A 25,860-nucleotide genomic window follows, 5' to 3' on the forward strand; every position below is an offset into this window, starting at 1 on the left:
TGGCTGGGCCGACCTGACTCTTCTGGCAGGGGATTTGTGCCGGGCTTTGAAGATTATCTAGAAAGCGCCGGTCCGTAGCGGCTGTTGGTTCCAACCAACAGCAGGGATGAAGAGGCCGGTTTCATCGAGATCGTGCCAGCAGGAGCAGCACGATCGGAAGGAATAGTCATCAATGAACACGATCGTCATCAACAATGAAAAGTCGTCCGTTAACAAGCGGGATTGAGGGCGACTGGGGTTGCGAAGGCGCGCCAAAGGACGATCAGGATGAAGCGCAAGAGCTTCCTGAGCCAGGCGAGGATGCGGCGGAAGTTATAGCCGACGGCGGAGAGGATGACGTTGGCCGCATCGCCGGCACGGCAGGTAGCAGCGGCCGAGGTGACCATCGACTTTCAGGTGTCCGATGATGGGTTCGATGGCGGAGCGGCGGCGCAGCTCGCGCTTGATGACACCGAAGACGCCGCGCTTCTGGCCAGAGATGAAGACGCGACGGGGATTTTGTGCGTCGTGGCCGCGATATCCCTTGTCGACATAGGCCCGCTCGATCGCGCAGCCGGTGAGTGTCTCGGTGCGGTCGATGACGTCCCGCAAGGTGTGACCGTCGTACGGGTTATCGGGTAGCGCCCTGGCGTGCAGCACGAACAGGCCACCGTGAGCCCGGCGGTTGTTGGTGACGATAGAGGCTTTGACACCGAACTCGTAAGGCGCGGCTGCTTTGCCCTTGCCGATGCATTCCACCTCCGGGGCGTGGAAGGAATAGAGCTTCCAGCCGCGCTGGCGCTGCTGCTGCGCGCGAATCTGCGTGGCCCGGCTGAGCGAGAGGGCGAACGCGTTCTCGAGCACAGCCTGACCTTCGATCTTGCAGCGGATATCGCGGATGATCCGGCCCAGCCGGCTGCGCAGCTGCCGGTGATGCCGCTTGAATTGCTTGGCATGGGCGTAGCGTCCAGCCATCATTGCCGCGGTCTTGGCAATGCGAAGGTAGGACTGCCGCAGCTTGACCCCGTTCCTCGCCAGGCGGTTGAGCCCCTTGATCGCCGCGTGCAGCAGCTTGGCGTCGGTCGGGAAGGTGATCGCCTTCGGCTGCACGGTGGTATCGACCGTGACCCGCTTGAGGTCTTGGCTGCGTAACGCGCCGGCCTCGTGCGCCACCCGCAAGCTCTCGGCCAGCAACAGCTCCAGCTTGCCGCCGAGCCGCTTGCGCCAGTGGCTCAGGTCCGAGCGCTCGTGCGGGAACGCGTGCTGAAAGAACTCTTCGCCGGTGAAGTACTGATACGGGTCGTGGACTCAACCCACACCCCCTCATCGGACAGGCCGTAAATGTGCTTGAGCAGCAGCCCGATCATGAAGCGGGTCGCGATGCCCGGCCGGCCGTTCTCGCTATAGAGCGGCGCGATCTCGCCGTCGATCCAGTCCCAATCGACCTTGCCGGCGAGCTGAACCAGCTCGTGCTTCATATTGATGATCTGGTCCAGCCTGGCCCGGAACAGATCGCCCGATCCCGTCGTCTTGTGCTTCTTCGGTCGCATCGCCACCTCCGATGCAACGACGGAATCATGACTGGCGATTCGACGGAATCCCGAAAATGAAACTGCAAGGTTCCGATGTCCGAAGCATCAAAACCCTGCAATCCTAACAATCCAAAACGACAAATGCGATTCCAGCTCAATCACTTAGCCGCTCTTCACGGACGACTAAAAAGGGTGTCGGCAAGACGACGCTTGCTGTGCATCTGGCTTGTTTCATGGCGGAAGCGGGCCACCGGGTTCTGATGATCGATGTTGACGCGCAGGGCAGCGCGACCGACACGATCAAGCAGAATACAGGGTCGATCTCGGCGGCCGATCTCTTCAAGCCGGCGACCCGAGTCGCTGGTGAAAACAACGGTATCACGCTGGCGCCGGCCGACAGTGACTTTACGGATATCGATCGCGGCAACGCTGCTGCCGTCATGACCCTGCAGCAATCTCGCCGATGCCGCCGAGCGGTTCGATATCTGAATGATCGATACCCCGCCATCGCTTGGGCTTCGCAGCGCCGCTTGCCTGGTCGCCGCCTCGCATGTGCTGGCGCCAATTTACCTGGAAGATTAAAGGCCTGATGCAGACCGTGATCGGTGTCCAACGACGGTGCGGTCGCCAGGACACGAGAATCTCGGCTTGCTGCATTCGAATTTCAATACCAAGTCGCCTCGTCAACGGACGCACTTAGAGCAGCTCTTGCGCGAAGCGGGAAAGTACGCATTCCCAGGCCAGATTGTTGCACGAGACCGCTATGCCGAAGCCGTTGCGGAACGCGTGCCGGTGTGGAGATTGAAGCGTCGCTGGGCGCAAAAAATCGCGTAGTTTCACAACCGAGGTCGGCAGCATCGTCGCTGGCAATAAGGGTTCGCTATCAGAACCGGACCGGAGAGCTTGTTGTCGATCAAACGCAAGCAGTCGCAGCACTCAACGCAGCAAGGGTGGAGACGGAAAAAGAGCTTGGGATCACGGTCATAATGGAAAAATGGATCGTCTCCCAATCCGCCATCAATCCAGCCTTCGACTCCAACGAGAGAGAGCGAGAAGATTGGCTAGCAGCTAGGCGACATCTCGCTCTCGATACTCGATCTCGCCGATTGAAGCCGCTACGTTCCAGCTCTCGTAATAAGGGAAGCGGCCAAGGCGCGGCAGTTGGTCCCCGCGGTCACAGCAAACAGGCCAGCCCTATCACTACAAGGCACTGCTCCTTGGGAGCCCACCAAAACGGTAGTTGAGGCGACCGCGGCAGATTTGCAGAGTACGACCCGTCTATCGATCACGGGGGCGATGCCGGAGCCAAGCTTTATGGAAAGCGTTCAGTACTTCGTCACGCGCCATGAAGGCCAGTGGAGGGTTGCGCTCATTGTGAGCACTCCGGCGCTTACGCCACTGAGGAAGAGGCGATCCGCGCCGCGGTCGACGCAGCCCACAAGGAGGGAAAGGCAGGACGCGACGCTCAGGTTCTAGTTCAGGGCCATGACCACAGGTTCAGAAACGAGTGGACATATGGCACCAAGACCTATACCCACCGTCCGGCTAATCGGGCTGGAGCCCCAGATACGCACCCACGCTCGATGCCGATCGAAAACGCCGATGGGTCATCGATCGTATGGCGGAACGTCAAGGCGGTCACTACGAATTTCATTTCTCCGCAGGACTCATCGAAGCGCGTTGGCGTGAGTTTCCAATTCAGCGAATCTCGGAACGTCAGCTCAGGAGCACGAACACTGTTCGCGCGACAAGGTTTTTTCGTGTGTCTCCAGCCGACCGGAGACCCACGATTGGGTCACGAATTAGGCTTCTCGCCCGCCGTTGTCAAAACGAACTCTGCCGGCCGGCCGCGCGCAGCATCTCGTTCTGGGCGGTGGCGTAAAGCGTCCGCCACGATTCCCTCAGCTCGGGGTGAAAGAAGGGCCGAATTTGCAATCAAAGCTCCACATCAACGCCTCGCCCATTGCGACGAAGTGCGATGGCTGAACGCAAAGTCTGGCGTGCTTGTGACCTGAAAGCGTGATCAGCGATTGGAACATCGGTCTTTCGTCGAGCGAGGCGGGCAGCGCGGTGATCATATCCAGCGCCTTCATCCGCTGCTGCTCGATATCGCCGCCGAACATATCTCTTGCATCAGGAGCTAGTTCAACGAACCTGTTGTAACACAGGTCAGCGAGGTCGCGACGGACCGGCCACATCGCGTCAAACGATATCCTGATAAGGTCGACCTGCTCGGGCGTCATTGGTCAGACGAGCAGGCTCGTAAAGAATGGTTTTGTGATCTCAGCGACTGACGGCTCCCTTTCGTGGGAAGTGACGACGGAGATAAATTGGTGTTTGCAGTTCCAGCAGCGCCAAAGAACCTGAACTTCGTTCGCATTGACGCGTTCATGCCACTCGCTGGTGACTAACCCAGAACCACAGCGAAGGCATTCTTTGTGATGTGGTATTGAGATTGGTGTCATGTGAAACCTCGTTTCGTATGCACAAGCGACGCAAACGGTAGAAACGCGATAATTTGTAAGCCATCACTTGCGCTTCCTTGAGCAGCTGTGCTGGATCAGATCTCCGTTTCAAGGCTCGTGCCGATAAGCGAGCATACTGTGACCGACAGCATGCTGGAAACCGGTCAAAGAGGGAGCGCCGGAGCGGGTCACAGTGTCTTGAGGTATTCAAGCAACGCCTCTTTGTCTCGGTCGCTTAAACTGGTCCCGTACTCGTGTCCGCATGGGCTATTTCCAGAATTGATATTACTACAATCCGTGACAGACAGAGTTTCGCTCAGCGGCTTCCTGGGTCGCAGCAAGACCAACGTCTTCAATGTCATATTTCCGTCCAACGCTGAACTGCGGTTTGCGCATCCCCTGATGGCTTGAGCAATTCCGCCAGGGTAGGGACCGAGCCGTTATGAAGATGAGGTGCGGCGGCCCAAATACCCTGCAGAACACGAGCCTCGTAGGCGCCCCACGGCTGCTCCCTGCCGCTTGGCCTTTTTGATTGCTTCGGAGGTGCTGGCAGTATCGAAAGCCGTTAGCAAATCCTGCAGCGTTGGTGGTAGTCGCACGAGCCCCAGAGACTCCGGTGTGTCCGACGATCCCGGGTCTGGCGCCGCTGCCACCCGTGCGTTAGTGGAAGGCGCGCCGCCGGCCAACAGGTGTTCTGCGATCGAACCAATGACCGAGGTCGCAAGAATGTTAAGGATCTCATCGTTCTCCTTGAGTGGGACGGTCGCGAAGGGATGTACGCTCCCTTCAGCACGCCCGTCTTCGCTTTCCAGGCGAGGACGTCGTATTCTCGTGTATCGGTACCAACGTTCTGGACCGTAGTCCTCCATGTTTTGATGAATAGAATGCGTTGCTCTCCGTCTTCAATCCCGTGGCATTCGCGACACCCCCCTTCAGCGGAATCCCTTTCACCCTTGCCTCGGGGGGGCTAAAGCAGCGTCAATCTTCCAGGGCCATTTCGGAGTGCCGATTCACTTTACCAAGCTTCAAGCTCACTCAGGCCGTCGAAATTGGCGGAGTTATTGTCGAGGAAATTGATGATCGCGCCCTGACGCATCGGCTCGAACGTAGTGAATACCCCCAGAACCTCGCCAACGTTCCGAGCTAGCCCCAAGATGTCACTTCCATCTTTGGCGAATCCAGGCCATTGTCTTTTGTCCTGTCGCGGCGAATTCCAAAGGAATGGGTATCTCACAGGAGCGTCCGCGGTTTTCATGTTTTCCGGGATCATGAAGTCGGGTGGCGGGCCGATGTCCAGTCCGGATATGCGCTTGAAAATCATACCTACAGCATCCAGACGGCCAACTCCCCAGCCGTTCTTGGGCAGCGCACGCACCATGAGCGTGTGAAACCGCAAGTACCACCCATCTACCTGTCGACGAAGATCCGCAACATCGGCCGCATCCGGCGTTGCGGACCGCAGAACAGCTGCAGAAAACGGAGCGAACGAGCTGTCGCTGGCGATCACGTCGCCGACTGCCTTGTCCAGGCCGCCAAGCAGTGCGTAGAAGTCTACAAACCCCGGACTGCCATCCACCCGATACACCTTGCCGTCAACTTCGATCTGGCGCGAGTGACATGCCGAGCTGGTCATTCCGACGACCTGGAAGTCTTGAGGGCCAGAAGCGTGAAAGCCGGCGGGAAGGTTGGCCGTGTTTGCAGGATTCCGTAGATACCCGTACCGTGACAAGCCATCCGCGAGGAACGGCTGTCCGTTCGTTTGCTTCAGGGCCTGCATCCAAGATAACGAAATCAAACGCGAACCCTGATCGCGCGAATAGAAATCCGCTCTCGCTGCCGCGGTCCAATCCATACGCGGTCCAATCCATACCTTGGTCAACATAGATAGGGTTGGCGTCGGTACCCTGAGCGCTCGATCTTGTCGTGACGAAACGCTAAGGCAATTAGAATGAGAGTACGGAGCATCGTGTGGCCTACCGCTTCCATTGTCAAAATCGCCCGAAGAGACGTTCGCCGAAACCCCACGCCGTCTCCGGCAAACTTGGGCTCGCCTTTCGGCTTGCAGGTCGCCTGATCATTGGTCATTAGAGGGCGCTGTCCAACTAAGTTCAACCTACCAAGTCTTGGGAGAAGGCACCGGCTAGCGGTGTATCGGTAGCCTTACTAATCGCAGAACTTGCCGTAGCGAACCAGACCCACGCCGATTTGTCTCCAGAGACTGACGATCGCTTTGGAGGCCTGGCTAGGTATTGGCGTGCGCTGCCGGGCAACATGCGTCTCACCGCATCGGGGTATCAAAGTCTCGGACCGTGAAATCGTTGGCCAAGCTCTCTTCTGAAAAGCACAAAGAGTCGTTGGGCAGACCTCTTGTTGCTGATTCCGCAACGAGCGCGGTACGATACGATCGATCATCGTACCGGATCTTTGTGTGTAGGGCGTCGACAATTGATCAGCATCAGCCTCATCGCCCAGGGGCCAGTCCTCTTGCGCCGCCGTTCCCCAGATCGTACGTGCGGGGACATAGGGACATAGGGACATAGGGGCGGGCGGCGCAAGCGCATCTGCACCTTCGATCGCAACGAATTTTCGTCGCAGGTCGTGTTACGTCGCCCAAGGCCCCGCATCCCCTGACCGATCGGGTTGGATCAACGTAACCGGCATGAAGCCCCCACCTCGCCATCGTGAGGCTCGCCTGCGATACAGCCTGGCATGAGCTGATCGGTGGAGGTGCAACGATGGCAAATACCATGCTTGATGCCAGGCAGGAAGGTGATTCCTATCGTCGGGTCGAGGTGATCACCGGACAGCGGCGGCGATGGACGGGCGAAGAGAAGGCCCGGATCGTAGCGGAGAGCTTCGAGGAGGGGGCGAACATCTCCGAGGTGGCGCGGCGCAATGGCGTTGCCCGCGGGCTGCTCACGGTGTGGCGACACCAAGCTCTCCGGGGTAATCGAGATCGAGATGAAATCCATCTTCGTGCACCGCGTCCTGAAGGCGATCACGTCGTGTACCTGGAGCCGGCTGTTCAGGTCGCTTTCGTCAAGTGCCGCAAATGACCGAGCGGCTGGCACGTTGATTGCGAAGGCGCAGCGGCTCACTGCGCTGAAGCGCGAGCAAATCGAGTTGGTCGTCGCCGAGACGGCCCGCAGCAGTGAAGCCATCGACCTCGCTGCTATCGACCACATGCACGACAACCCAGTGACGGACGACGACCGCGAAGTGATCGCGTTTGATCGCCATCGTCTTGCGCAACGTCTTCCGCTGCGGATGCCGAACCTGGGAGCCGTGATCCTGCCCGCGGGGTCACCTCGGGCGAGTACTCGATCCTCCGCGCCGGGGTCGCGCTCGCCATCGTCTCCTCGCTCGGCGGCACGCTGGGCGCGGCGTTTCAAAGCATCTCGGCGTACCTCAGGGGGGAGATGGAGAGCAAAGAGATCATTTGACTGACGGCGACCGAGTTCATTGAGGCGGTTCGTGCCGGCCTCGTTCTATACATCGAAAAGCACATAGGAGCGTCCATTGATGGCCGTTCTTTGGTGAATACGAGGCGACGATATCCGATGCTCCCGTCCGTGTCGTTCCGGCTTGAGGAGGACAGGGGCATGTCCGTCCCGCCAGAACGCCAAGCGCTACTAGCTGAGGTATGGACCATTCTCTCAGCCGCCCGCGATCTCGGAGATATCGTTACGCACTTGGTTGCGCGCCGCATTGTGGACGCTCACTTGACTGACCGTCAGCCCCGCATCACGTCGGATATCGAAGTGATTATGATGTACTTCCATTGAGCATATCAAGCTATTGAAGATTTGCGGGGCCGGCCACTGCGCCGGCTTTTTGTTTTGGTCGATCTCTTCGCTTTCGCTTATGGTCCGATCACTTGTGCCTTCTCTGTCGGTCCGGTCGTGCAGCCGCCATGCTGTGCAAGCCGTATTAACGACAGATACGGCCGCGTCTGCGATGAGAATACTATAGCTTCGAGAAGCTGGGTTGATGCTCATGTGCGCCTCCCCTCATCGGCAGACGAATAGCAGCCTCGAAGGCCAGTATAATGTGGTCTGTCCATTGCACCAGCCTCCAGCGATCGCTGGCGTAGGAAGTGACTTTCCGTTTTCGAGGCCGTCTGGGCGGCGGCCTAGTCAGTTCGAGCTTCGCGATCGCGGCAAGCACGACAGCTGTTGCGACCGTCCCTTGGGACCACTGTGTGAGTGCCTCAATGGCGTTCTTCAAGGCCTCTTCACGGGTCATAGCATGATCTCCACGCCGCGCCGCTAGGCCGATGCTACGGAAAGACGCGCGAGCGGCTGGAGGAGCCGCTAGCGCTAGTTAAGGCTGCGCGGACTTGGCCATCTCACGGGGGTTGTGCAAAAGTATGAGAAGCCAAATCCAAACGTCTCTCAGCAACTCGCGTGCCAGACAGTCAGGGAGGCGAAAAGCTGCACAGCCTCTTCACGGGTCATGATCGACACGAAACGCGGCGCTAGGGCGATCAATGAAAAGCGTGCGGACGGCGGAAGGAGCCGCCCGCACGAGTTGCTGGTGGAGACTTGGCCGTCTCACGAGGGTCATCAATAAGCAACCAAGCCAACAGGGCTCAGCAACTCGCGTGCCAGACGGTCACGCTGCAGAGACGCAAAACGGCTTGCTTTCACACCTTGTGCAGACTGACTACCTGCACTGTGGTGGCAGCTTCCGGACGTGCATGTCATGAACCGGACGCGACTGAACGAGATCAGACGTGCGGCGCTTTTAGTCACGTCTGGGGCGCGGGATGATTGGATCAACCTCGTCATCGTGTATAGCTATCAGCGCGCCGGGCTCCAGGCCGAGCCTTTGCAACTGCTCCTTTTCGATCGGGCAGTTAGCATTGCGGCCTTTGCGCCGCAGTCTTTCAGGGTCAGCTTCACGGCTTCCGCCGGATCGGTGACCGCAACCGTGTAAGTTACATGCCCGAAGTCTTCGTCGTCGTCGCTGTCTTTCTTGAAGATGGCGACAGTCACTATCCAACCATCCACCTTGCTGCCCTCGGGAGCAGCCCTCGTCATGTGAAATCGGCTCGGACCGATGATCCTGCAAATTCGGAGCCATCGGGCGTGCATGCCGTCAACCGAGCGCGGCTGCACGCAAACAAGAAACATACCCAGACTAGCCTCAACGGCTCGCGGGAGGCAGGTAACGAGGCATGATGCGCATTGCGCACTCATTAACCTGTGCGTGAAACGCGTCGGCGGTGTCGCTGTTTCCGAAAAATATTCGACGGCGGTCACGGCCAAGAGCTTCGATACAAAATTCGCGCGCTTTGTGGATAGCTCCACGTTCCGCGTCAGTTAGTGCGCTTTGGGCATTCACAGACGAATCGGTCAGGAGGAGGAGCGCGGCGGCGATCAACGGTCGTTTCATATCGGAGGCTCAACAAAGGCGCAGGCGAGATTGGTCCGGAATACTAATCGAGCCATCCCTCGTTGTCGAATTCGGCCGGTCTTGATTAATCCGTATCATCCCGGGAACCTCCTCCACACGAGCCGGGAGTTGCGCTAGACTCATAGCCTCAAGAGGAGGCGACTGGAAGTGCCGAGCGAGAAGCGGGTCAGTGTTGAAGAGCGGCCGGCGATCCTCCCGCGCCTTCGTCCCATACAGGCGTGACGCAGGGCGCGTTTCCAGCGTCTCCTAGCTGATCCTGACATCGCTCAGAATGATCCGGGGCGGTTCAAGTCCATCAAGGCGGCGCAGCACCACACGGCCGTCGGGATGCGCGCGGAAGCCATCCTGCGCAGGCTGATCGAGAGTTAAAGCGTGTCCGCCCGTTGTCGGCCTCGCCACGATGTGAGAGCTTACTTTGAGGATGAAACCGGGGTGCTTTGCGATCACATCATCATCAGCGAGATGCGAGCATAATCAATGGCCGTGACGAACGAACAGATAAAGTCTGTTGCCGTGCTCGGGACCAAAGGTATTGAGTTGCAGCTATCGCTGGCGGACAAGACAGTGCAGGAAGTTCTCTATCAAAGCGGGCCATTCGCTTATTGCTACGGAGTTGCGACCGCCGTCACTACTGCCTCGGCAGCGCCGACGATCATCCGGCTCGCGATGATGTGATAGATGTCGTTAAGCCAGACCGGCGCCGATTCCGCGATCGCGTCGCTATCAAAGTACTCTTGCGTGCAACGCGCTTGAAGAAAACGCCTACGAATGGCGACAGGATCGCGATGATCACCGCCGACCCGGCAAGCACCGTCGGAACCAATACTTGCGCTTCGGTGTTCTGCGCAAGATCTTTCATCATAAACGGCAGGACTGGCGATACAGAACCACTCCAAAAATCGTCATCCATGGGGCAGATGTCAAAATCCATCCCTGCAGCGACCCCGCCTGTCTTGTCATACAGTTCCCCTTCTCGTGACATACTTGTTGTGGGCCGAAGTGAGTACGGAGTTTGCATTCGGTCCACGGACGTGGCCCTGCCACCGCGGAATCGACGTCCGTCCCTTCCCAGCTGACTTCGCCTGCTTCCGATCAGACGGGCGTAGCCAGAAACGCGTAGCCTTCACGAAGAAGGCCCATCGAATGGTCCCGGCCAGCTCCGGTTTGCGCTGTTCCCGGCAAATGGCGCATGCGATGTCGTATACGCGACTGACCCTTTGCTCGCGCCGACGGCAATAGGTCACGAGCGAAGTCTACAAGTCGTCGTTGCGATCCAGTTCCTGGGCAAGAACCAGTGCATCCTCGATTGCCATACCGCCGCCGGATGTCATTTGCGGCGTCAACGAATGGGCCGCGTCGCCCAATAGCACGACACGGCCACGGTGCCAGGGGGCTGGCATCATCAAGACATCAAATGGGCGATAGCTATGTAAATGAAATGGGCGGTAGCTTATGTGCTTGTCTTCCGATCACCTTGGCAGCCGCGACCAGTTCGGGCGCCGTAAAGGGGGCGAGCAGTTTACGGAGATAGTCGCACACCTGATCTTGCAGAATACGAAGCTTTTCGTCCGTGCGTTCCAAGAAGAACAGATAGCACAGTTCTTTCGATAGCGGCAGCGCCGCCAACTACTCGGCCCGTCGGAAGGCGATACAGGACGAAGCCATTCATCGCCTCGGTGCGAAAACCGTATAACGCCATACGCCTTGACCGGCGTAGTGCGGCTTGAACTCTTCGCCGAAGATGCTGTGGCGGATGTTGGAATAGATACCATCCGCAGCGATCAGCAGGTCGGCGCGGCCCGTCTCGCCGTTCGATAGCTGAACCGTCACCCCTCCATCGTCCTGATCAATTCGGGTGACGGTTGTGTTGAATCAATCTTCGCGCCGCCCTTCGTCGCAAAGTCTTCCAGGATCTGTCCCAGACGTGGCCGCATGATTCCCAGTGCGCCAGGACGATCGGCGTCCCAAATTCTTGGGGTGGACTGTTCGCTCAGAATCGTTCCTGCGCCATCGCGCACCGACACGAAGTCCCAACCAAGGCCACCTTCAAGACACGCATCCACCAATCCCAGTTCGGCGAGTGCCAGCAAGGTGTTCCCCAGTAGCGTAATTTTGGTGCCGATCCGGTCACGCTTGTCTCCCACTTCAATGACTCTGGTGGATGCGCCGATCTGTTGAAGCGCATGGGCCACCGTCAAACCGCCAATTCCGCCACCCACGATGAAAACCGTCTTCACCGCGCCCATGTTTTCTCCTCTCCTTGTTGGCCTTTTATTATCTTGGCGATCACACCTCGCGGGCGTCAACAACTCGGTTGCCAAGGAGGAGAGAAGCAAGCGACTCGCGTCTTCACAACGCGCCAGCTAACTGCTCGTGGAGCTTCCGGACATGCATGTTTCCAATCCGACGCTGTTGAATGAAAAATCCGACGTTGGCTAATGATGCCGAGGCCGTGAGGTGATTGGATCAATGTCATCGTCGTGAACCACGGCCAGTTCGCCAGCTTCCCAGCCGAGACTTTGCAACATTGCAGCTTCGAGCGGACGGTTAACCATTGCGCCCTTTGCGACGCTATCTCTCATGGCCAGCTTTGCGGCTTTGCTCGGGTTTGCGACTGCGACCGCGTAAGTTATGTGCCTGTACCCGTCGTCGTCGTCATCGCCGTCTTCCTTGATGGCGACCGTTACTAACCAGCCGTCCATCTTGCCGCTCCGTGAGGCATTGGCGTACGAGCTAACGAGCCTCTGCCAGAGCCATCGAACATCCGTGACACGGGGCTGGCCGCGAGGTCGGGGCCGCGTGCGCCAGTCCGTTGATCAGGTCTCTTGTGCTTTCGAGGCGCGTGACGACCTAGCAGGCTGTTGAAGAACTCAGCCGCGTTCGCAAACGAAGGCTGAATCGTCGCCATTGTGTATGTAGAAGTGACCGACGAGCCTGCCCGCGGTGCCGATCATAGCCCATCGGCGACCGCAGGCGGGGTCATTCTCGTCGTGCCCTTCCCATGAGATCTCCGCGCAGGCCGAACTGTCTCGCGCGCCGTAGCGGACACCGCGCCCGATTGCCGGTAGACCGCGAACCATCGCTCCTTGCCAAGTCATCGTGTTCACTGATCAAACTTAATGGAGCTGGCGGGGCCAGATCAGCCAATCATGCGTGTCGTCCCATAGGGAACAAATCCCGCCTTTCACCATGCCGAGATCATCCAGTTGCTGTAGACTGAGTTCAGAATTCGCCAAGGCCACCCAGCCAAGACCGGCATCCAATGAGAATCGGGAGGCGCCGACATCCAGTGAAGCCTTGATGGCTTCGGTGGCGTTAGCCACCGCGACCGCATACGTTACGTGCCGAAGTTGGCCGCTTTCTATGTAGCCAATTGAAACCATCCAACCTGCTGCCATGTGTGCAATCCGATATGGAGACTGCCCCAGCTTACTCTGCGCCACTAAGCGCAAAGCGCACCTACTAATAGTGGGAGGTTGGAAGGGCCGGCTCCCTTAGGCTCGCAACCTCAAGAGGAGTGGCAGATTTGACGAGCGAGAAGCGGATCAGCGTTGAACGGCCGGCGATCCTGACGTGTCTCCGTCGGGTGCAGGCGTGGCGCAGGCACGGCTCCAGCGGATGCTAGACTTAGACTAACCGATCCCACATCGCCAGAATGATCCCGCGCGACACAAGTCCATCAAAGCCGCGCAGCACTACTTAGCCATCTCGACGCGCGCCATAATCATTCTGATTGGGCTGACGGAACGCTAGGCATATGGTTCCGTGGGCCGGACCCGCTTGCGTAGCGATCTCACGTCGCGCCGAGAACGGCTCAGTCGCGGTCAGTGTAGGGATGCACGTTGTGAGCTGCTGCCGGTTTGATGGACACCCGCTTAAGCTAATCCCACCTTGCGCTCGAACTCAACCGGGCTGAGATAGCCGATGGTCGAGTGCCTGCGGGTCGTGTTGTAAAATCGTTCGATGTAGTCGAACACATCGGCGCGTGCCTCATCTCTGGTTTGATAAATCTTGTTGGCCGTACGCTCGGTCTTGAGCGAGGAGAAGAAGCTCTCCATCGCCGCGTTGTCCCAGACGTTGCCGGAGCGGCTCATGCTGCAAACGATGCCGTGGTCGGCCATCAGGCGCTGGAACTGCTCGCTGGTGTACTGGCTGCCCTGGTCGGAGTGATGCAACAGCGCATCCGGCTTGCCGCGCCGCCAGACGGCCATCAACAATGCGTCCGTCACGAGCTGTGCCGTCATGGCGGCACTCATCGACCAGCCCACCACGCGGCGTGAGAACAGGTCGATCACCGCTGCGACATAGAGCCAGCCTTCGGCCGTCCAGAGATAGGTGAAGTCGGCGATCCACTTCTGGTTCGGCCGCTCGGCGGCGAACTGCCGGTCAAGGAGGTTCGCCGGTACGGTCTCGAGCTGTCGATCGCCGCTGTCCTTCGGTAAGCGCCGACGTCGCGGCCGCGCCCGCAAGCCTTGCAGGCGCATCAGCCGCTCAATCCGGTGCAGGCCGCAATCCGCCCCGTCGGCGAGCAGGTCACGCCACACCCGGCGTGCGCCATAGGTGCGGTCGCTGGCGGCGAAGCTGGCCTTGACCTTGCCGCCGAGCTCCTCGTCGCTGCGGGATCTGGCGCTGGGAGAGCGGTTCAGCCAGGCATGGAAGCCCGACCGCGACACTCCCAGCGCATCGCATAGCCATGCCACCGGCCAGATCGTCCGGTGCTTCGCGACGAAGGCGAACTTCATGTCGCTTCCTTCGCGAAGTAGGCTGCGGCCTTTTTTAGGATATCCCGCTCGGCCTTCAGCTTGGCGACCTCACGGCGCAGCCGCTCGATCTCCTGCTGCTCCGGCTTCATCTGCCCGTGGCCGGGAAAGGCTTGCGCCGGGTCGGAGCCCAACTCCTTCACCCATTTGCGGAGAACATTCTCATGAACATCCAGGTCACGGCCAGCTTGCGCCACCGACACCCCACGTTCCCGCACCAGCTTGACCGCCTCGACCTTGAACTCGCGGCTGAACTTCCGTCTTTTCATCGCCACCTCCGGCTTCATGAAACACCTAATCTCGGTGTCCATCAAACCGGCAGCAGCTCATTGCCACCGCTATGCTGTCCGCTCGGGCTTAGAGGCCCCCAGAGGTACTGGGTCCGTTCTTTTGAAGCGTCCACACAGGACACTGCCGCTGACTGACATACGCGAAGCGCTCTCCTGATCCGTCATGTAATGGTGAGTATTATGTTCTGGACCGATTTTGATGGCGTCGAGTTTAGCCTTATAAGCTTAGCGGGGATATCGCTCGTCGTCAGCGTAAGTTGGCTGCTGATCGGGTGAGCGTCCTACTTCTCGTGATGAGGACAATTCGGCCTCGGCGTGTAGCCTCTTCTTTTGGGGGGCGCGAAGTTGACTCTTCGCTTTGATGATGTGGAACAATTTACCACGGCTTGGTGCTCTTTCCGGGGCGTTGCGACCGTCCTTTCCAAGGTGGGACCATGACGGAGGAACACCGCGATTGGACTCTCATCATCGTACTTCTGAGTATTGCCGGCGCCGTGCTGCTGGTTGAGCGTATGTTCTAGACCTAGACGGCTATTCGAACCGGTTTTTACCGGCCTGCGTCATCCTCGTGTAGGTGCCGCTCTCGTGGATGGACTCTAGCGAGCCACGCGGGATCGCCCTTTTGTAGCCCAGCAGTGAACTCTCGGTGGCGCTACCTGGCTATGTTCTGTTAATATCAGTATTGTAGAAGTTTTCGGTAAGGGGCCGTTGGCATGACGCGGCCCGTTTCATTGTCTCACCCTAACCGGAGAGAATTAGGGCATGTGTATATTCCGGCAATCAGCAATGATTTTTCGGAAGCGGAACGGGACGAACGCGTGCGAACGGACTCAATCGCTGGACTGAGACCGAAGAGCGCTTGCTAGTTGCGCTGCACAAGTCCGGGATGGATCACCGGCCCACAGCGCTCCAGTGCGGCGCCAACCTTCGAGGCTATCGAGATCGAGGGAGTCATGGTGTCAATTCGCCCTGATTTCATCGTCGGCGGCGGCGGAGGTGGGACCATGGCGTCGCGGTGCTCGATAGCGTCGGCACGGAGATCGGGCGAGAGGTTATTGGCGAGATGCCTCGCTGAGGAGCGACCCAAGGCATCCAAAGTTCGCCGCTCTCCTTCGTCGATCCAGAATTTCACATTCGCTATATGCGACATAATATGCGCTCCGTGTACTGGTGGTTGGCAAAGTCGGTCATTGCGACTGCCGAGCCGTTAACGAGCTATCGCTGAAAGTTGGTGACGGCGGGAATCGGGAAGGCGGCATATCGTGGGGGTGCTTGACGCCTCCACTTCTCCACCGAAGGAGCGATATGCCGTGTCCAAAGATAACATCATCAAGTTGATTCAGCCAGGAAACGTCGACGATCAACTCACCGAAATCTTGCGCAATGGGGCGCGTGCTCTGTTGGCCCAGGCGGTCGAGGCCGAGGTCGCGGACTTTCTCGGCAAGCATGCCGATTTGAAGACTGCGGACGGCCACCAGCGCGTCGTGCGCCACGGTCACCTGCCGGAACGCGAGGTGATGGATGGTATCGGTCCGGTCGGCGTCCGCCAGCCGCGTGTACGCGATCGCGAGGCGGAGGCTACCGATCCCGACCGCATCCGGTTCTCTCCGTCGATCCTGCCGCCCTACATGCGCCGCTCGAAATCGATCGAGACGCTGCTGCCGATCCTTTACCTGAAGGGTATCTCCACCGGCGACTTCTCCGAGGCTCTGGCGGCGCTGCTCGGCAAGGATGCTGCCGGGTTGTCGGCATCCGCCAGCGGCCGTCTGAAGGACGGTTGGCTTGACGAACACACCGCGTGGCAGAGGCGCGATCTGTCGGCGAAGCGCGACGTCTACATCTGGGCCGATGGCATCCATCTCCAAGCACGCCTCGAAGACGAAAAGCATTGCATCCTGGTGCTGATCGGCGCGACGCCGGAAGGCCGCAAGGAACTGGTCGGCCTCACCGATGGCGCCCGCGAGAGCGCGCAGGACTGGCGCGATCTGCTGCTCGACCTGAAGCGGCGCGGGCTCGGCGTGCCACCGCGGCTCACCATCGCCGACGGCGCGCTCGGGTTCTGGAAGGCCGCCGGCGAGGTCTGGCCGAAAACGCGCGAGCAGCGCTGCTGGGTACACAAGACCGCCAACGTGATCGCCAAGTTGCCGAAGAGCCAGCAGCCTAAAGCCAAACGCGCGTTGCAGGAGATCTGGATGGCCGAAACCAAGGCCGCCGCCGAGCTGGCGTTCGACGCCTTCATCGAGAGCTATACGCCCAAATACGAGAAGGCGGCCGACTGCCTGAGCAAGGATCGGGACACGCTACTGGCGTTCTACGACTTCCCGGCCGAACACTGGAAACACCTGCGGACCACCAATCCCATTGGAAGCACCTTCGCTACCGTGCGCCACCGCACGATCCGATCGAAGGGCTGCCTGTCCAACAGAACGGCGCTCGCGATGGTCTTCAAACTGCTTGAGGCCGCGCAGAAAAGCTGGCGTCGTCTCGATGGCCACAACCAGTTGCCAAAACTCGTTCTCGGTGTGACATTCAACGACGGGATCGAGGTCATCGCCAAACCGACCGACCGTCAGCCCATAACCGCCGCCGCCTGACCGGCCGCACCGTCACCAAAATTTGGCGATAGCTCTCGTGCTCATCGGTCGATGATGACTTTATGCCTCAACGCATGTGATGCAGCCGGATCGGCACAGTTTTCAGTGACGATCATTAACTAGGGTGGTCATGCCCCCATCAGCAGGTCAATTGCGAGCATTGGTAGTTGATCGCTTGCGGCAATTGTCGTCGATGAGGGGCTTGACTATTTGGCAGGCCGTCGGATCGACCCAGCCCAGAAGGGCGGCCAGAAGATCAGGTTACACCGGCAGACCTGACCACGTCCCGCGCCGCTGAAGCCTGGACAGGTTCAGGCCACGCCTGCTGATGTCCTCAAGCTGAAATATGCCCACCAGGATGCGACGCAGCCGGCGGGAGCGAAGCAATGAGGTATCCGCTGTCTAACGCAGCCCCGATGCTTGGCTCGCTGGCGCCATGCGCGGCCCACGCTCAGGAAAACACGCCAGAGCCGATCCTGCGGGTGACGCTCGATCCGCCCTGCGTCGTGGTGAGACAGGCCGCCACGCAGCGGATCGAGGTGCTGGCGCCGAACTACAAGACGGCGCCGCCCAAGCTGCCAGAGTTCCAACCGTGCAATGTCCTGACGCGGCAGCTGCGCAGCCCCTATGAGAGCGAAGAGCGCGACGGCCTCACTGATGGCGGTGTCTGGTTCGAATTCGCGATCCATCCGCAGGAGCCGGGCAGTTATGCGATCTCTGGTCTGACGATCGTCGCCAAATACGCGGCCGATCCGCCGGCCACACGCGAGGCAACGCTCACGCTCCCCCGGATCGCATTTCAGACCTTCATCCCGCATGTGGCATCCGATCTGCCCTTCCTCGCTGCAGGCAGTCTGTCGATCGCGCTGACCATCAATCGCTCGTCGGATCGGCTCGAGACCGGGAATGCCGTGACGCGAACCGTCACTATCGAGGACCGAGGGCATTCCTACGATGCTGTTGTCGCCGGCGAAATTTGCTGCCTAGACGGGCTCATGCTCTACCCCGCTCAATCGTCGCTTCAGACGCCGGCGCGCAAAGAATCGACGTGACGCATTTCGATGCGGTGACCTGCATATCGAGGCAAACCCGTCAGCGAACGGCGCATCGCCGGTTGGTACGTCCGGCGCACGCCGGTCGTGAGGCGTATTGCGCGGCGTGCTCGCGCGCGACTGGCTGCAACAGTTCGAACCGGTCGCGCCACGCATGCGATCGAGGCATTGCGGCTCGCTGCCCACGATCCTGTACTCGACGCCGAGATCAGCGTGGTCGAGCGCGCGCTCTTCCGCGGCAGCCGTTCAAAGCGATTCTGGAGAAGGACAGCAGGGCGCTTGCCGCCAGCGGCGAGAAGGGCCTGGTGCAGATTAATGGCGGTGCCGTATGCCGGCATGACCACCGATGCGTTCGCAAGCTCAGTGCGCGGCTGGCTCGGACGGCTCAGTTGCGGTGCCAGTTTGGAGGCTACGACGGCAAGATCCAAAACTGCCTGCCGATCACCAAAGTCTGGAACTACACGGTTCGGCTCTACCGGGCGACGATGGCAATTGCCCGAGGCAAAACCGGCGGACTGAATACGCAAGGAGGTGATGCGAAATGAAAGCGCTCATCTTCGAGGGGCCCGGTAAAAAGTTTCTCGCGCAGCGACCGAAACCGGCCATCCTGGAATCGGGAGACGCCATCGTGCGGATCGTGAAAACCACGATCTGCGGCACTGATCTCCACATCCTCAAGGGTGATGTAACGACCTGTCAGCCCGGCCCAATTCTAGGCCATGAGGACGTGGGCGTCGTTGACAGGTTGGCTGTGGCGTGACCGCTTTCAAGGCGGGTGACCGCGTCCTAATCTCCCGCATTCGTCCTGCGGCAAATGCGACTTCTGCCGGAGAGTTATGTATTCGCACTGTCGCACCGGCGGGTGGATCCTCGGCAACAAGATCGACGGCACGCAGGCCGAATATGTCCGGACGCCGCTGCCGACACCAGCCTCCACCATTTGCCTGATGGGGTCGATGAGGGAGCTCTCGTCATGCTCAGCGACATCCTTCCCACCGGATTCGAGTGCGGCGTGCTCAACGGCAAGATCTCGCCCGGCTCCGCCGTCGCCATCGTCGGTGCCGGCCCCGTCGGCTTGGCTACGCTGCTGACCGCACAATTCTACTCGCCTGCCGAGATCATCATGATCGATGTCGATGACAAGGTCACCGGGCGGCGAGATGACGGCGCTCGAGATTGGCTGGAATCCGGCCTCTACCCGAAAGGCAACGCGCGGACATGGGCCGAGCTCGGCCCGTCCCGGATCCGGCCGCTCCTGGTCGTGAGCGCGATGGTCTATGGTAAGCGTAGCTCTGCGGCTCTTTTGATTGGCTCTTGACGCCCTATTTTGATCGTAGCTTTTGCCGACGTGGCTTCCAAATTCCGGACAATGCGTTGACGGCGGCCTCAAGCGCCTGGTCGACGACGTTGGGATCAAACCGCTCCGGGCCCCAGAGGCGCATATGTTCGTGCTCCGGATGGGTGGGGTCACCGATGGCATCGAGGTATTCGGCATAGCCTGGCGCACCGCCGACGTCTTCCGGAGGACAACGACCGGCGGCCTCGAGCAGGAAGGGCATGCCCTCCGTCGTGGTGTTGTCGAACCACTTTTCGAGCTTGATCACGTGATCCCAGCTGTCGCCGAAGTCATAGAGATAGTGGATCGTCTTGGCGCCGGTCTCTCGAACGATATCGCAAAGCCGCGCTTTACGGGCATCAATGGGCTGGTGGCCGTAAGCATTGTCGGGGTCGGGAATCCCCCAATGTGCCTCACCAGCGAAGAACTCGAAGAGGTGACTGTTCGTCCAGCCGAATGCCTCCTGAAGCGTCAGATGCAATCGATCAAGGCGTAGGGTAACGGGTACGACAAGGCGACGCATCACCTCCGGCTTCACATCCTTGAGAGTTACCTTGATCCGGACCGCGGTCGTGTTCAAGCTCATGCCGCCAGCCTCGGATCGTGTGCATGCATCGTATAGGTCGACGCCCAGGGAAGCAGCTCGTCCAGTCGCGCCGCTGGCCAGCCATTGACGAGCTTCGCGAGAACGTCAGCGAGCCAGTGCTCGGCACTGACGCCATTGAGCTTACAGGTCTCGATTAACGAAGCGAGAACTGCCCAATTCTCGGCGCCCTCGTCGCAACCGGCAAAAAGGGAGTTCTTGGCGTTGAGCTTGATCGGCCGCATCGCACGCTCGACAGCATTCGTGTCCATCTCGATGCACCCGTCATAAAGATAGAGCGTCAAGCCGTCCCAATGACGCAGCGCGTAACGCAGGGCCTTCGCCGTGTCGCTCTTCTGTGCAAGGTGATCAAGCTTGGCCTCAAACCACTGCTTCAAGGCTGTCGCCAGAGGTCGGGCATGCGCCTGCCTGCCAGCACGGCGCTCGACATCTGATCGGCCGCGGAGCGCTTTTTCGACTGCGTAAAGTTGGGCGATGCACTCAAGAGCCTCGCGGGCAACCGGAGCTGGCGCCGGAGCGGCCTCGCGCTCGATCTTCACAAACTGGCGCCTCAGATGCGACCAGCGGAAGGCGAGCGTCCCGGACAAGGCGTCCGCACGCGTCTCTCGGGTCATAGTCTTGTAAGCCTGATAGCCGTCGCAGTGGATGATGCCGCGAAAGCCCTCAGGCAGCTGCAAGCCATGAACGGCCCCACGGCCCGGTGCATAGGCGTAAACCACGCCAGGTGGGTCAGGTCCGGCCCAGGGCCTGTCATCGCGCGACAGCGCCCAGAAGTAGCCGGTTTTGGTCCTGCCGCGCCCCGGATCCAACACCGGTGCGGGGGTCTCGTCGACACAGAGCTTCGAAGAGCCGAGCAGAAGCTGGCGCAGACGATGCCACAAGGGCTTCAATTCCTGGGCGGCATAGCCGACCCAGAAGGCGAGCGTAGAACGGTCGATGGCGATACCGTGCGTCGTCAGCATCTGCGCCTGGCGGTAGAGCGGCAAATGCCAATGATACTTGGCGTCGATCACATGCGCGACCAGCCGCTCGGTCGGCAGTCCTCCCCTGATCAATCGCTCGGGAGCAGCATGCTGGAGGACGACGCCGTGACAGACGCGGCAGGCCAGTTTGGGGCTGCGGGTGACGATGACGCGATACTGCGCCGGTACGACGTCCAGCATCTGGCTCTCATCGTGACCGATCTCAAAAAGGGCGCCTGCGCAGCACGGGCAGCAGGTTGCAGCGGGCATCAGGGTCTCGACGATGCGTGGCAAATGCTCCGGCAGCTTGCCACGATTGGCCCCGCGCTTGGAAGTTCTCTTCTCGCAGGTTCTTGGATTGGCGTGATTCTCGGCTGCTTCGAGAGCCGCGACGGCCTCTTCGATGTCCTCCAAAACAAGCTGTAGCTGATCAGCGTCCAGCTTTTCCGACGATCGACCGAACTGCGCATCTTTTGCAAGCTTGAGCAACCGCTCGAGCCTGGCGCAGCGATCCAGCAGAGCCGCGGCAAAGACACGCAAGTCGCCTGGATCGCTCGGCAGCCATCAGGTAAATCACTCATTGGCCCGAGTCTGCCATGCTTCGCGCCACGATGCAGCGAAGATTTTATGTCCTACGCAAAGCGCTTTCGGCTGCGGGATTCGAGGCGCATGCATGCGTGTCCACTCAATGCCGGCCAGAAGCGCGGACAGCTGCGCGACATTCACCCGCATGACGCCGGCCACGATGGGAGGACATGAAGCGGCCGCCATCGAGCCGTTTCCAGTACATCACAAGGCCGCTGCCATCCCAGACGACAATCTTCACCCGATCAGCGCGCTTCGCACGGAAGACCACCACCACACCCTTCATCGCGTCTTGGGTTGAAGCTTCCACGGGGTAAGATGAGGGCCGCCGGCTAAGTTGGGCACCTAAGCCCGGACGATCTAATCCATCTGCCATGTGGGCAGTCACTTGATGCTCCCGCGCTTTGCGCAATATCGCGTCGCACTTTGGGCATGCCGGCATCTGGTCAGCGCAGTTCCTTAAGCGCGCCGCCTCTTCCAACAGACGGTCAGTAAGGGGCTTTGCTTGCTTGAAAAGCATTCGGTGTTTGATCATGCGCTTTATCTCTGCCGAGAGAAACCTATGATGGGTCGCTGGCAATACCATCGCGGGCCGCCCGCGCCAGTTCTGACTTTGACGATTTGGTGTCCCGCGACATCGGGGCCAAGCAACCAAGCCCAGCAACGAGCGTGCCAAACGACCGCACGCGGCCCGAAAGGCTCTGGTCAGCGGTGCCTTGAGAATTGGGGCGGCTCGATCCTAGCCGGTATCAGGACGCCACGTCCGTGAGATCAGCGGATCATTCCGATCATCATATATGGTCACAAGCTCGCCAGCTCTCACGCCGAGGCCCTTCAAGTCAGCTTCGCGTAGTTCGGAATTCGAGATCGCTGCTTCGCCCGCGCTGGCCGCCAACGAAGCCTTTACGGCTTCTGTCGCATCGGCCATTGCGACCGCATAGGTTACATATCGAAGCTTGCCGTCGGCTTTGGGAACGCCGATCGAAACCATCCATCCTGCTGCCATCTCACTCGTCCGATATTCAAGACAGGCGGTTACTCTACGCATCCACGCTTAGTAGCCACCTCCCAATAATGGGAGGATTGCAGATCCGTGGCGGCCCAGTCCGTAGGATCACGGGACCCTCTTCCATGCGTAGCGCGAGCTGCGCTAGGCTACGACTTGGAGGAAAGCCGCCGTGGCGAGCAAGTTTGAGCGGATCGACACTGTCGCGCGGCCGGCCATCCTGCCACGCCTCCTCCGTGTGCAGGCGTGGCGCAGGGCGCGGTTCCAGCGCCTCCTATCTGATCCCAACATCGCACAGAATGACCCGGGAAGGCTCAAGTCTATCAAAGCGGCACAGCACTACATGGCCGTCTCCGTGCGCGCCAAAGCCATCTTCGCCGGGATCATCGATCGCTAGGGGACGCCGGGGGCAGCGCAGCATATAGCCAAATCAAGCATCGGGCCGTAGAGCCTGCCAGCTCCGATCAATAGTTCTTCCGCGACAATTTCGATAGCGCGCCAGCTTTCCGCCACGAGCGTCTTTGCTTTCGCCTCATAGTGCTCGCGCGGCTCCGGCAATTGCGTCATTGCGCTGGTGATGTTGGCTTCGTCATCGCCAGCACAAAGCAGCCGGCCGGTGAAGCGAGCTTCCGCGAATGGCCCTGCCATCGTGATCAAGTTTTCAGTCTTGGGGCTGGCCTTCTCGTGCCACACGTGCCCAATGCGACCCATAAAAGGAATGATGGCAACACACGCGACCTCTATGTCTAGTGCGCGAGCAATCACTGCATGCCCCGCCTCGTGATATGCAGCGATCTCGCGCTCTTCGAATACTTCGGTGTACTCCTGTTCGATATCCGGAGGATGGCAGCGCGACCCTAGGGGCCTGACATTGCTAGGGCGTAACTTTAACGCGCGCATCCGCGTTATGGAAGAGAGCTTCCGTTTTGGAGGCCGCCTAGGTGTCGGCCTACTCGCTTCGAGCTTCGCGATCTCGGCAAGCACGACGGCCGTTGCGACCTTCCCTTGAGACCATTGTGTGGGCGCCTCAATGGCGATCTTCAACGCCTCTTCACGGGTTATGGCATGATCTCCGCAGCGTGCACTAGGCCGATGCTACCGAAAGACGCGCGAGCGGCTGGAGGAGCCGCTCGCGCTAGCGCAAGGCTGCGCGGACTTCGCCATCTCATGGGGGTTGCGCGAAAGTATGAGAAGCCGAGTCCAAACGTCTCTCAGCAACTCGCATGCCAGACCGTCGCGACGCAAAAGAGGCGAAAAGCCGCGCAGCCTTTCCACAGGTCACGATCCACACGAAGCGCGGCGCTAAGGCCAGCACCGTGAAAAGGGTGCGGACGGCGGAAGGAGCCGCCCGCACGAGTTGCTGGTGGAGACTTGGCCGTCTCACGAGGTTCATCAGTAAGCAACCAAGCCATAAGGGGGTAGCAACCGGCGTGCCAAATAGTCGAAATGCAACTCTGCTCGAAGGAGAGGCAGAACGCATCGCTTCCAGCTTTGGCCCGAGGCTTCCAGCTTTGGCCCGAGCAATTTCTCGCAATTCAAATGGCGGCTTCCGGACACATGTCATCAATCGGACACGGGTGAGCGAGATCAGACGTGCAGCGCTTTTAGTGACTTTGGGGTCGCGAGATGATTGGGTCGATCTAGTCATCGAGTATAGCGATCAGCTCGCCGGGCTCCACGCCGGCCTTTGCAATTGCTTCTCTTCGATCGGGCAGTTTAGGATTGCGGCCTTTGCCCCCGCAGTCTTTCAGGGGCAGCTTCACGGCTGACCGCAAAGTTACATACCTGTTCGTCGTCGTCGCTGTCTTCCTTGAGGATGGTGACCGCCACTATCCAACCATCCATCTTGCTGCACCTTGGAAAGAGTCCTTGCTATGTGAGGCCGGCTCGCACCGATAATCTTGCAAATCCGGAGCCACCGGACTTATCAACGCCGCGCAGCACCGCACGGTCGTCTATGCATGCCAAAGTCATTCTGTTGGGGCTGATAGGCGCTAGGCATATGCCGCGCGGAAAGGCGAAGGTCTTCTCAGCCCTATGGGCGAGACGCTAGGTCTTTACGCTCTCTTAACCACTCATGCTGCGGATGTCAGGCAGAAAGCAGGTGACTGCCATGACACTCGACGAATTTGTCGCTGCCGATATCGCTCATCTTCGAAAGCCAATTGCGATCGGCGATAGCTGCCCGCCAATAGCGGACAAGAACAGGCACAGCGCGCTAATCGCAGAACTCGATGCATCGCTCGAGACGATTGATCAGCCGCAGAGCGCGGCCTGGTCAGGCTAGATGCGGTAAGGGGCCCTGCTCCGAGCAAGGGGGCATGATGGTGGCTGTCCCCTGATCAAACGGGGTCACGACTTGAGTCGGCCCAAGCATCCTGAGACGGAGGGTTGCCGTGGAGAACTAGGCCGGAATCGACGTGTCATTGGAACTGTCGAGCGTGTGCGTTGTGATGCCCAGGGTAAAATCCTGAAGGAAGCAAAGGTCGCGAGCGAACCCGACGCCTTACTCAACGGCGCGATGGTTTCCAGTGTCATGTAACGGGCACGCTGGACGGCCCATTCATCGTTCTGCTCGAGCAGGATCGCGCCGATGAGGCGGAGATGGCATCCTCGTTGGGGAAGATGCCAACCACCTCGGTGCGCCGCTTGATCTTGCTGTTGAGGCGCTCGATTGGGTTGGTGGAGTGCAGCTTGGTGCGATGTTGCGGCGGGAATTCATGTAGGCCAGCACATCGGTCTCCGCTTCGTCGAGGAAGTCGGCAAGCTTGGGCAGCTTGGGACGAAGCTGGTCGGCGACCTTCCGCCACTTTTACTTGTGCGGCCTCGGCATCGTCCTGGGCGAACGCCGTGGCAATGAAGGCGGAGACGACGCGCTGCCCGCTCTTGCCGGCGCGCGCCAGCGCGTTGCGCATGAAGTGGACGCGGCACCGTTGCCAGCCGGCGTTGAGCACTTGGCGACGGTGGCCTTGATGCCCTCATGGGCGTCGGAGACGACCAACTTGACGCCACGCAAGCCCCGGCGAGCGAGCTTGCGCAGGAACGCCGTCCAGAACGTCTCGGCCTCGGAAGGGCCAATATCCATGCCGAGAACTTCGCGCCGGCCGTCGCTGTTGACGCCAACAGCGACGATCACTGCGACCGACACGATACGCCCCTGCTGGCGTACCTTCACGTAGGTGGCGTCGATCCACAGATACGGCCAGTCGCCCTCGATCGGCCGGGCGAGGAACGCCTTCACCTTGTCGTCGATCTCCGCGCAGAGCCGGCTCACCTG

General features: G+C 59.8%; 28 protein-coding genes and 3 pseudogenes. 10 read left to right on the top strand and 21 right to left on the bottom strand.

Translation table 11 applies throughout. The features are described 5' to 3' along the window. Window positions 1-209: 209 nt before the first annotated feature. Window positions 210-1,529, bottom strand: a pseudogene (locus WDM24_RS05615) (IS5 family transposase). A 215-nt stretch (window positions 1,530-1,744) separates the two neighbouring features. On the opposite strand from WDM24_RS05615, the gene WDM24_RS44320 reads away from it, so the two are divergent. Next, window positions 1,745-2,101, top strand: coding sequence for a ParA family protein (locus WDM24_RS44320; protein ID WP_414645688.1), 357 nt, complete (start codon window positions 1,745-1,747; stop codon window positions 2,099-2,101). 765 nt (window positions 2,102-2,866) lie between these two features. Next, the gene (locus WDM24_RS44325; protein WP_224924196.1) at window positions 2,867-3,526 is read left to right on the top strand and encodes a DUF2188 domain-containing protein; all 660 of its coding nucleotides are present in this window, start codon (window positions 2,867-2,869) and stop codon (window positions 3,524-3,526) included. Here the strand turns inward: WDM24_RS44325 and WDM24_RS05625 are convergent. The 3 genes from WDM24_RS05625 to WDM24_RS05635 form a co-directional block, all read right to left on the bottom strand. Next, window positions 3,413-3,754, bottom strand: coding sequence for a globin domain-containing protein (locus tag WDM24_RS05625; protein ID WP_224924937.1), 342 nt, complete (start codon window positions 3,752-3,754; stop codon window positions 3,413-3,415). The two genes, WDM24_RS44325 and WDM24_RS05625, sit on opposite strands and share 114 nt — an antisense overlap. A gap of 580 nt (window positions 3,755-4,334) precedes the next feature. After that, complete coding sequence (locus WDM24_RS05630; protein WP_338701886.1) at window positions 4,335-4,532, bottom strand: hypothetical protein; 198 nt, start codon at window positions 4,530-4,532, stop codon at window positions 4,335-4,337. Window positions 4,533-4,991: 459 nt separating this feature from the next. Beyond that, window positions 4,992-5,828 carry a di-heme-cytochrome C peroxidase gene (locus WDM24_RS05635; protein WP_338830703.1) on the bottom strand — a complete coding sequence of 279 codons (837 nt, stop codon included), beginning with the start codon at window positions 5,826-5,828 and terminating at the stop codon, window positions 4,992-4,994. Between the two features lie 883 nt (window positions 5,829-6,711). On the opposite strand from WDM24_RS05635, the gene WDM24_RS44330 reads away from it, so the two are divergent. Further along, window positions 6,712-7,032: a transposase gene (locus tag WDM24_RS44330; RefSeq protein WP_414645689.1), complete on the top strand. Its 321-nt coding sequence runs from the start codon at window positions 6,712-6,714 to the stop codon at window positions 7,030-7,032. On the opposite strand, the gene WDM24_RS05645 is transcribed toward WDM24_RS44330, so the two are convergent. The 3 genes from WDM24_RS05645 to WDM24_RS05655 all read right to left on the bottom strand — a co-directional run bounded on the left by WDM24_RS05645 (window position 7,016) and on the right by WDM24_RS05655 (window position 8,973). Next, the gene (locus tag WDM24_RS05645; protein ID WP_207835018.1) at window positions 7,016-7,228 is read right to left on the bottom strand and encodes a hypothetical protein; all 213 of its coding nucleotides are present in this window, start codon (window positions 7,226-7,228) and stop codon (window positions 7,016-7,018) included. The genes WDM24_RS44330 and WDM24_RS05645 overlap by 17 nt on opposite strands. 404 nt (window positions 7,229-7,632) lie before the next feature. Then, window positions 7,633-7,974 carry a hypothetical protein gene (locus WDM24_RS05650; RefSeq protein WP_338695889.1) on the bottom strand — a complete coding sequence of 114 codons (342 nt, stop codon included), beginning with the start codon at window positions 7,972-7,974 and terminating at the stop codon, window positions 7,633-7,635. A gap of 804 nt (window positions 7,975-8,778) precedes the next feature. Beyond that, the gene (locus WDM24_RS05655) at window positions 8,779-8,973 is read right to left on the bottom strand and encodes a hypothetical protein (RefSeq protein WP_224924198.1); all 195 of its coding nucleotides are present in this window, start codon (window positions 8,971-8,973) and stop codon (window positions 8,779-8,781) included. Between the two features lie 898 nt (window positions 8,974-9,871). Here WDM24_RS05655 and WDM24_RS05660 point away from each other — a divergent pair. Then, complete coding sequence (locus WDM24_RS05660) at window positions 9,872-10,069, top strand: hypothetical protein (protein WP_338830704.1); 198 nt, start codon at window positions 9,872-9,874, stop codon at window positions 10,067-10,069. Window positions 10,070-10,647: 578 nt separating this feature from the next. Here WDM24_RS05660 and WDM24_RS44255 read toward each other — a convergent pair. From WDM24_RS44255 to WDM24_RS05690, 7 genes are all read right to left on the bottom strand, one after another. Beyond that, the gene (locus WDM24_RS44255; RefSeq protein ID WP_349259400.1) at window positions 10,648-10,797 is read right to left on the bottom strand and encodes an FAD-dependent monooxygenase; all 150 of its coding nucleotides are present in this window, start codon (window positions 10,795-10,797) and stop codon (window positions 10,648-10,650) included. 22 nt (window positions 10,798-10,819) lie between these two features. Further along, window positions 10,820-11,020, bottom strand: a complete 201-nt coding sequence (locus tag WDM24_RS05665; protein ID WP_338830705.1) for a hypothetical protein — start codon at window positions 11,018-11,020, stop codon at window positions 10,820-10,822. A 39-nt stretch (window positions 11,021-11,059) separates the two neighbouring features. Then, entirely contained in the window at window positions 11,060-11,224 is a 165-nt protein-coding gene (locus WDM24_RS05670) for a hypothetical protein (RefSeq protein ID WP_224924200.1), read from the bottom strand. Then, window positions 11,221-11,640, bottom strand: coding sequence for an NAD(P)-binding protein (locus tag WDM24_RS05675; protein WP_338823019.1), 420 nt, complete (start codon window positions 11,638-11,640; stop codon window positions 11,221-11,223). Before WDM24_RS05675 ends, WDM24_RS05670 begins: the two co-directional genes overlap by 4 nt. 189 nt (window positions 11,641-11,829) lie before the next feature. Then, window positions 11,830-12,096: a hypothetical protein gene (locus WDM24_RS05680; RefSeq protein WP_176529011.1), complete on the bottom strand. Its 267-nt coding sequence runs from the start codon at window positions 12,094-12,096 to the stop codon at window positions 11,830-11,832. Window positions 12,097-12,510: 414 nt separating this feature from the next. After that, a complete protein-coding gene (locus tag WDM24_RS05685; RefSeq protein ID WP_338695897.1) occupies window positions 12,511-12,792 on the bottom strand; it encodes a hypothetical protein in 282 nt (93 codons plus the stop codon). 477 nt (window positions 12,793-13,269) lie between these two features. Next, a protein-coding gene (locus tag WDM24_RS05690; protein ID WP_338832275.1) for an IS3 family transposase occupies window positions 13,270-14,423 on the bottom strand; the annotation gives its coding sequence in 2 pieces (ribosomal slippage) (window positions 13,270-14,174 and window positions 14,174-14,423; 1,155 coding nt in all). A gap of 1,331 nt (window positions 14,424-15,754) precedes the next feature. Between WDM24_RS05690 and WDM24_RS05695 the strand changes: the two genes are divergently transcribed. After that, window positions 15,755-17,038: an IS256 family transposase gene (locus tag WDM24_RS05695; protein WP_338823021.1), complete on the top strand. Its 1,284-nt coding sequence runs from the start codon at window positions 15,755-15,757 to the stop codon at window positions 17,036-17,038. A gap of 386 nt (window positions 17,039-17,424) precedes the next feature. Next, complete coding sequence (locus WDM24_RS05700) at window positions 17,425-18,090, top strand: hypothetical protein (RefSeq protein WP_338830706.1); 666 nt, start codon at window positions 17,425-17,427, stop codon at window positions 18,088-18,090. On the opposite strand, the gene WDM24_RS05705 is transcribed toward WDM24_RS05700, so the two are convergent. Next, entirely contained in the window at window positions 18,060-18,617 is a 558-nt protein-coding gene (locus WDM24_RS05705) for a hypothetical protein (RefSeq protein ID WP_338701907.1), read from the bottom strand. The genes WDM24_RS05700 and WDM24_RS05705 overlap by 31 nt on opposite strands. 14 nt (window positions 18,618-18,631) lie before the next feature. Here WDM24_RS05705 and WDM24_RS44335 point away from each other — a divergent pair, with 14 nt between their 5' ends. Continuing rightward, a complete protein-coding gene (locus WDM24_RS44335; RefSeq protein ID WP_414645690.1) occupies window positions 18,632-18,850 on the top strand; it encodes an alcohol dehydrogenase catalytic domain-containing protein in 219 nt (72 codons plus the stop codon). Between the two features lie 213 nt (window positions 18,851-19,063). Further along, on the top strand, window positions 19,064-19,408 hold the full coding sequence (locus tag WDM24_RS44340) for a hypothetical protein (RefSeq protein WP_234600305.1): 345 nt from the start codon (window positions 19,064-19,066) through the stop codon (window positions 19,406-19,408). Window positions 19,409-19,412: 4 nt separating this feature from the next. Here WDM24_RS44340 and WDM24_RS05715 read toward each other — a convergent pair whose 3' ends face one another. From WDM24_RS05715 to WDM24_RS05725, 4 genes and pseudogenes are all read right to left on the bottom strand, one after another. After that, complete coding sequence (locus WDM24_RS05715; protein ID WP_338695900.1) at window positions 19,413-20,012, bottom strand: plasmid pRiA4b ORF-3 family protein; 600 nt, start codon at window positions 20,010-20,012, stop codon at window positions 19,413-19,415. Then, a pseudogene (tnpC, locus tag WDM24_RS05720) lies at window positions 20,009-21,573 on the bottom strand (IS66 family transposase). The gene WDM24_RS05715 and the pseudogene tnpC overlap by 4 nt, the downstream one beginning before the upstream one ends. A gap of 104 nt (window positions 21,574-21,677) precedes the next feature. After that, the gene (gene tnpB / locus WDM24_RS44345) at window positions 21,678-22,163 is read right to left on the bottom strand and encodes an IS66 family insertion sequence element accessory protein TnpB (RefSeq protein ID WP_414645691.1); all 486 of its coding nucleotides are present in this window, start codon (window positions 22,161-22,163) and stop codon (window positions 21,678-21,680) included. Between the two features lie 153 nt (window positions 22,164-22,316). Then, window positions 22,317-22,583, bottom strand: a complete 267-nt coding sequence (locus tag WDM24_RS05725) for a hypothetical protein (protein ID WP_173643880.1) — start codon at window positions 22,581-22,583, stop codon at window positions 22,317-22,319. Between the two features lie 172 nt (window positions 22,584-22,755). On the opposite strand from WDM24_RS05725, the gene WDM24_RS05730 reads away from it, so the two are divergent. After that, window positions 22,756-22,980, top strand: a complete 225-nt coding sequence (locus WDM24_RS05730) for a hypothetical protein (protein ID WP_176529017.1) — start codon at window positions 22,756-22,758, stop codon at window positions 22,978-22,980. Here the strand turns inward: WDM24_RS05730 and WDM24_RS05735 are convergent. Continuing rightward, complete coding sequence (locus WDM24_RS05735) at window positions 22,977-23,627, bottom strand: hypothetical protein (protein WP_176529018.1); 651 nt, start codon at window positions 23,625-23,627, stop codon at window positions 22,977-22,979. The genes WDM24_RS05730 and WDM24_RS05735 overlap by 4 nt on opposite strands. A gap of 1,069 nt (window positions 23,628-24,696) precedes the next feature. Between WDM24_RS05735 and WDM24_RS05740 the strand changes: the two genes are divergently transcribed. Continuing rightward, entirely contained in the window at window positions 24,697-24,870 is a 174-nt protein-coding gene (locus WDM24_RS05740) for a hypothetical protein (RefSeq protein WP_176529019.1), read from the top strand. A 247-nt stretch (window positions 24,871-25,117) separates the two neighbouring features. On the opposite strand, the pseudogene WDM24_RS44350 reads toward WDM24_RS05740, so the two are convergent. After that, a pseudogene (locus tag WDM24_RS44350) lies at window positions 25,118-25,857 on the bottom strand (IS256 family transposase). Window positions 25,858-25,860 lie beyond the last annotated feature (3 nt).

The organism is Bradyrhizobium sp. 27S5, from assembly GCF_037217225.1.
Lineage (GTDB): Bacteria > Pseudomonadota > Alphaproteobacteria > Rhizobiales > Xanthobacteraceae > Bradyrhizobium > Bradyrhizobium septentrionale.

Bases quoted from the DNA above. Each gene is read 5' to 3' on its own strand.
- WDM24_RS44320 (WP_414645688.1), top strand. From the start codon at position 1,745: ATGGCGGAAGCGGGCCACCGGGTTCTGATGATCGATGTTGACGCGCAG.
- WDM24_RS05625 (WP_224924937.1), bottom strand. From the start codon at position 3,754: ATGACGCCCGAGCAGGTCGACCTTATCAGGATATCGTTTGACGCGATG.
- WDM24_RS05635 (WP_338830703.1), bottom strand. From the start codon at position 5,828: ATGGATTGGACCGCGGCAGCGAGAGCGGATTTCTATTCGCGCGATCAG.
- WDM24_RS44330 (WP_414645689.1), top strand. From the start codon at position 6,712: ATGGCAAATACCATGCTTGATGCCAGGCAGGAAGGTGATTCCTATCGT.
- WDM24_RS05650 (WP_338695889.1), bottom strand. From the start codon at position 7,974: ATGAGCATCAACCCAGCTTCTCGAAGCTATAGTATTCTCATCGCAGAC.
- WDM24_RS05660 (WP_338830704.1), top strand. From the start codon at position 9,872: ATGGCCGTGACGAACGAACAGATAAAGTCTGTTGCCGTGCTCGGGACC.
- WDM24_RS44255 (WP_349259400.1), bottom strand. From the start codon at position 10,797: ATGATGCCAGCCCCCTGGCACCGTGGCCGTGTCGTGCTATTGGGCGAC.
- WDM24_RS05675 (WP_338823019.1), bottom strand. From the start codon at position 11,640: ATGGGCGCGGTGAAGACGGTTTTCATCGTGGGTGGCGGAATTGGCGGT.
- WDM24_RS05680 (WP_176529011.1), bottom strand. From the start codon at position 12,096: ATGGACGGCTGGTTAGTAACGGTCGCCATCAAGGAAGACGGCGATGAC.
- WDM24_RS05685 (WP_338695897.1), bottom strand. From the start codon at position 12,792: ATGGCAGCAGGTTGGATGGTTTCAATTGGCTACATAGAAAGCGGCCAA.
- WDM24_RS05700 (WP_338830706.1), top strand. From the start codon at position 17,425: ATGAGGTATCCGCTGTCTAACGCAGCCCCGATGCTTGGCTCGCTGGCG.
- WDM24_RS44335 (WP_414645690.1), top strand. From the start codon at position 18,632: ATGAAAGCGCTCATCTTCGAGGGGCCCGGTAAAAAGTTTCTCGCGCAG.
- WDM24_RS44340 (WP_234600305.1), top strand. From the start codon at position 19,064: ATGCTCAGCGACATCCTTCCCACCGGATTCGAGTGCGGCGTGCTCAAC.
- WDM24_RS05715 (WP_338695900.1), bottom strand. From the start codon at position 20,012: ATGAGCTTGAACACGACCGCGGTCCGGATCAAGGTAACTCTCAAGGAT.
- tnpB (WP_414645691.1), bottom strand. From the start codon at position 22,163: ATGGTATTGCCAGCGACCCATCATAGGTTTCTCTCGGCAGAGATAAAG.
- WDM24_RS05725 (WP_173643880.1), bottom strand. From the start codon at position 22,583: ATGGCAGCAGGATGGATGGTTTCGATCGGCGTTCCCAAAGCCGACGGC.
- WDM24_RS05740 (WP_176529019.1), top strand. From the start codon at position 24,697: ATGACACTCGACGAATTTGTCGCTGCCGATATCGCTCATCTTCGAAAG.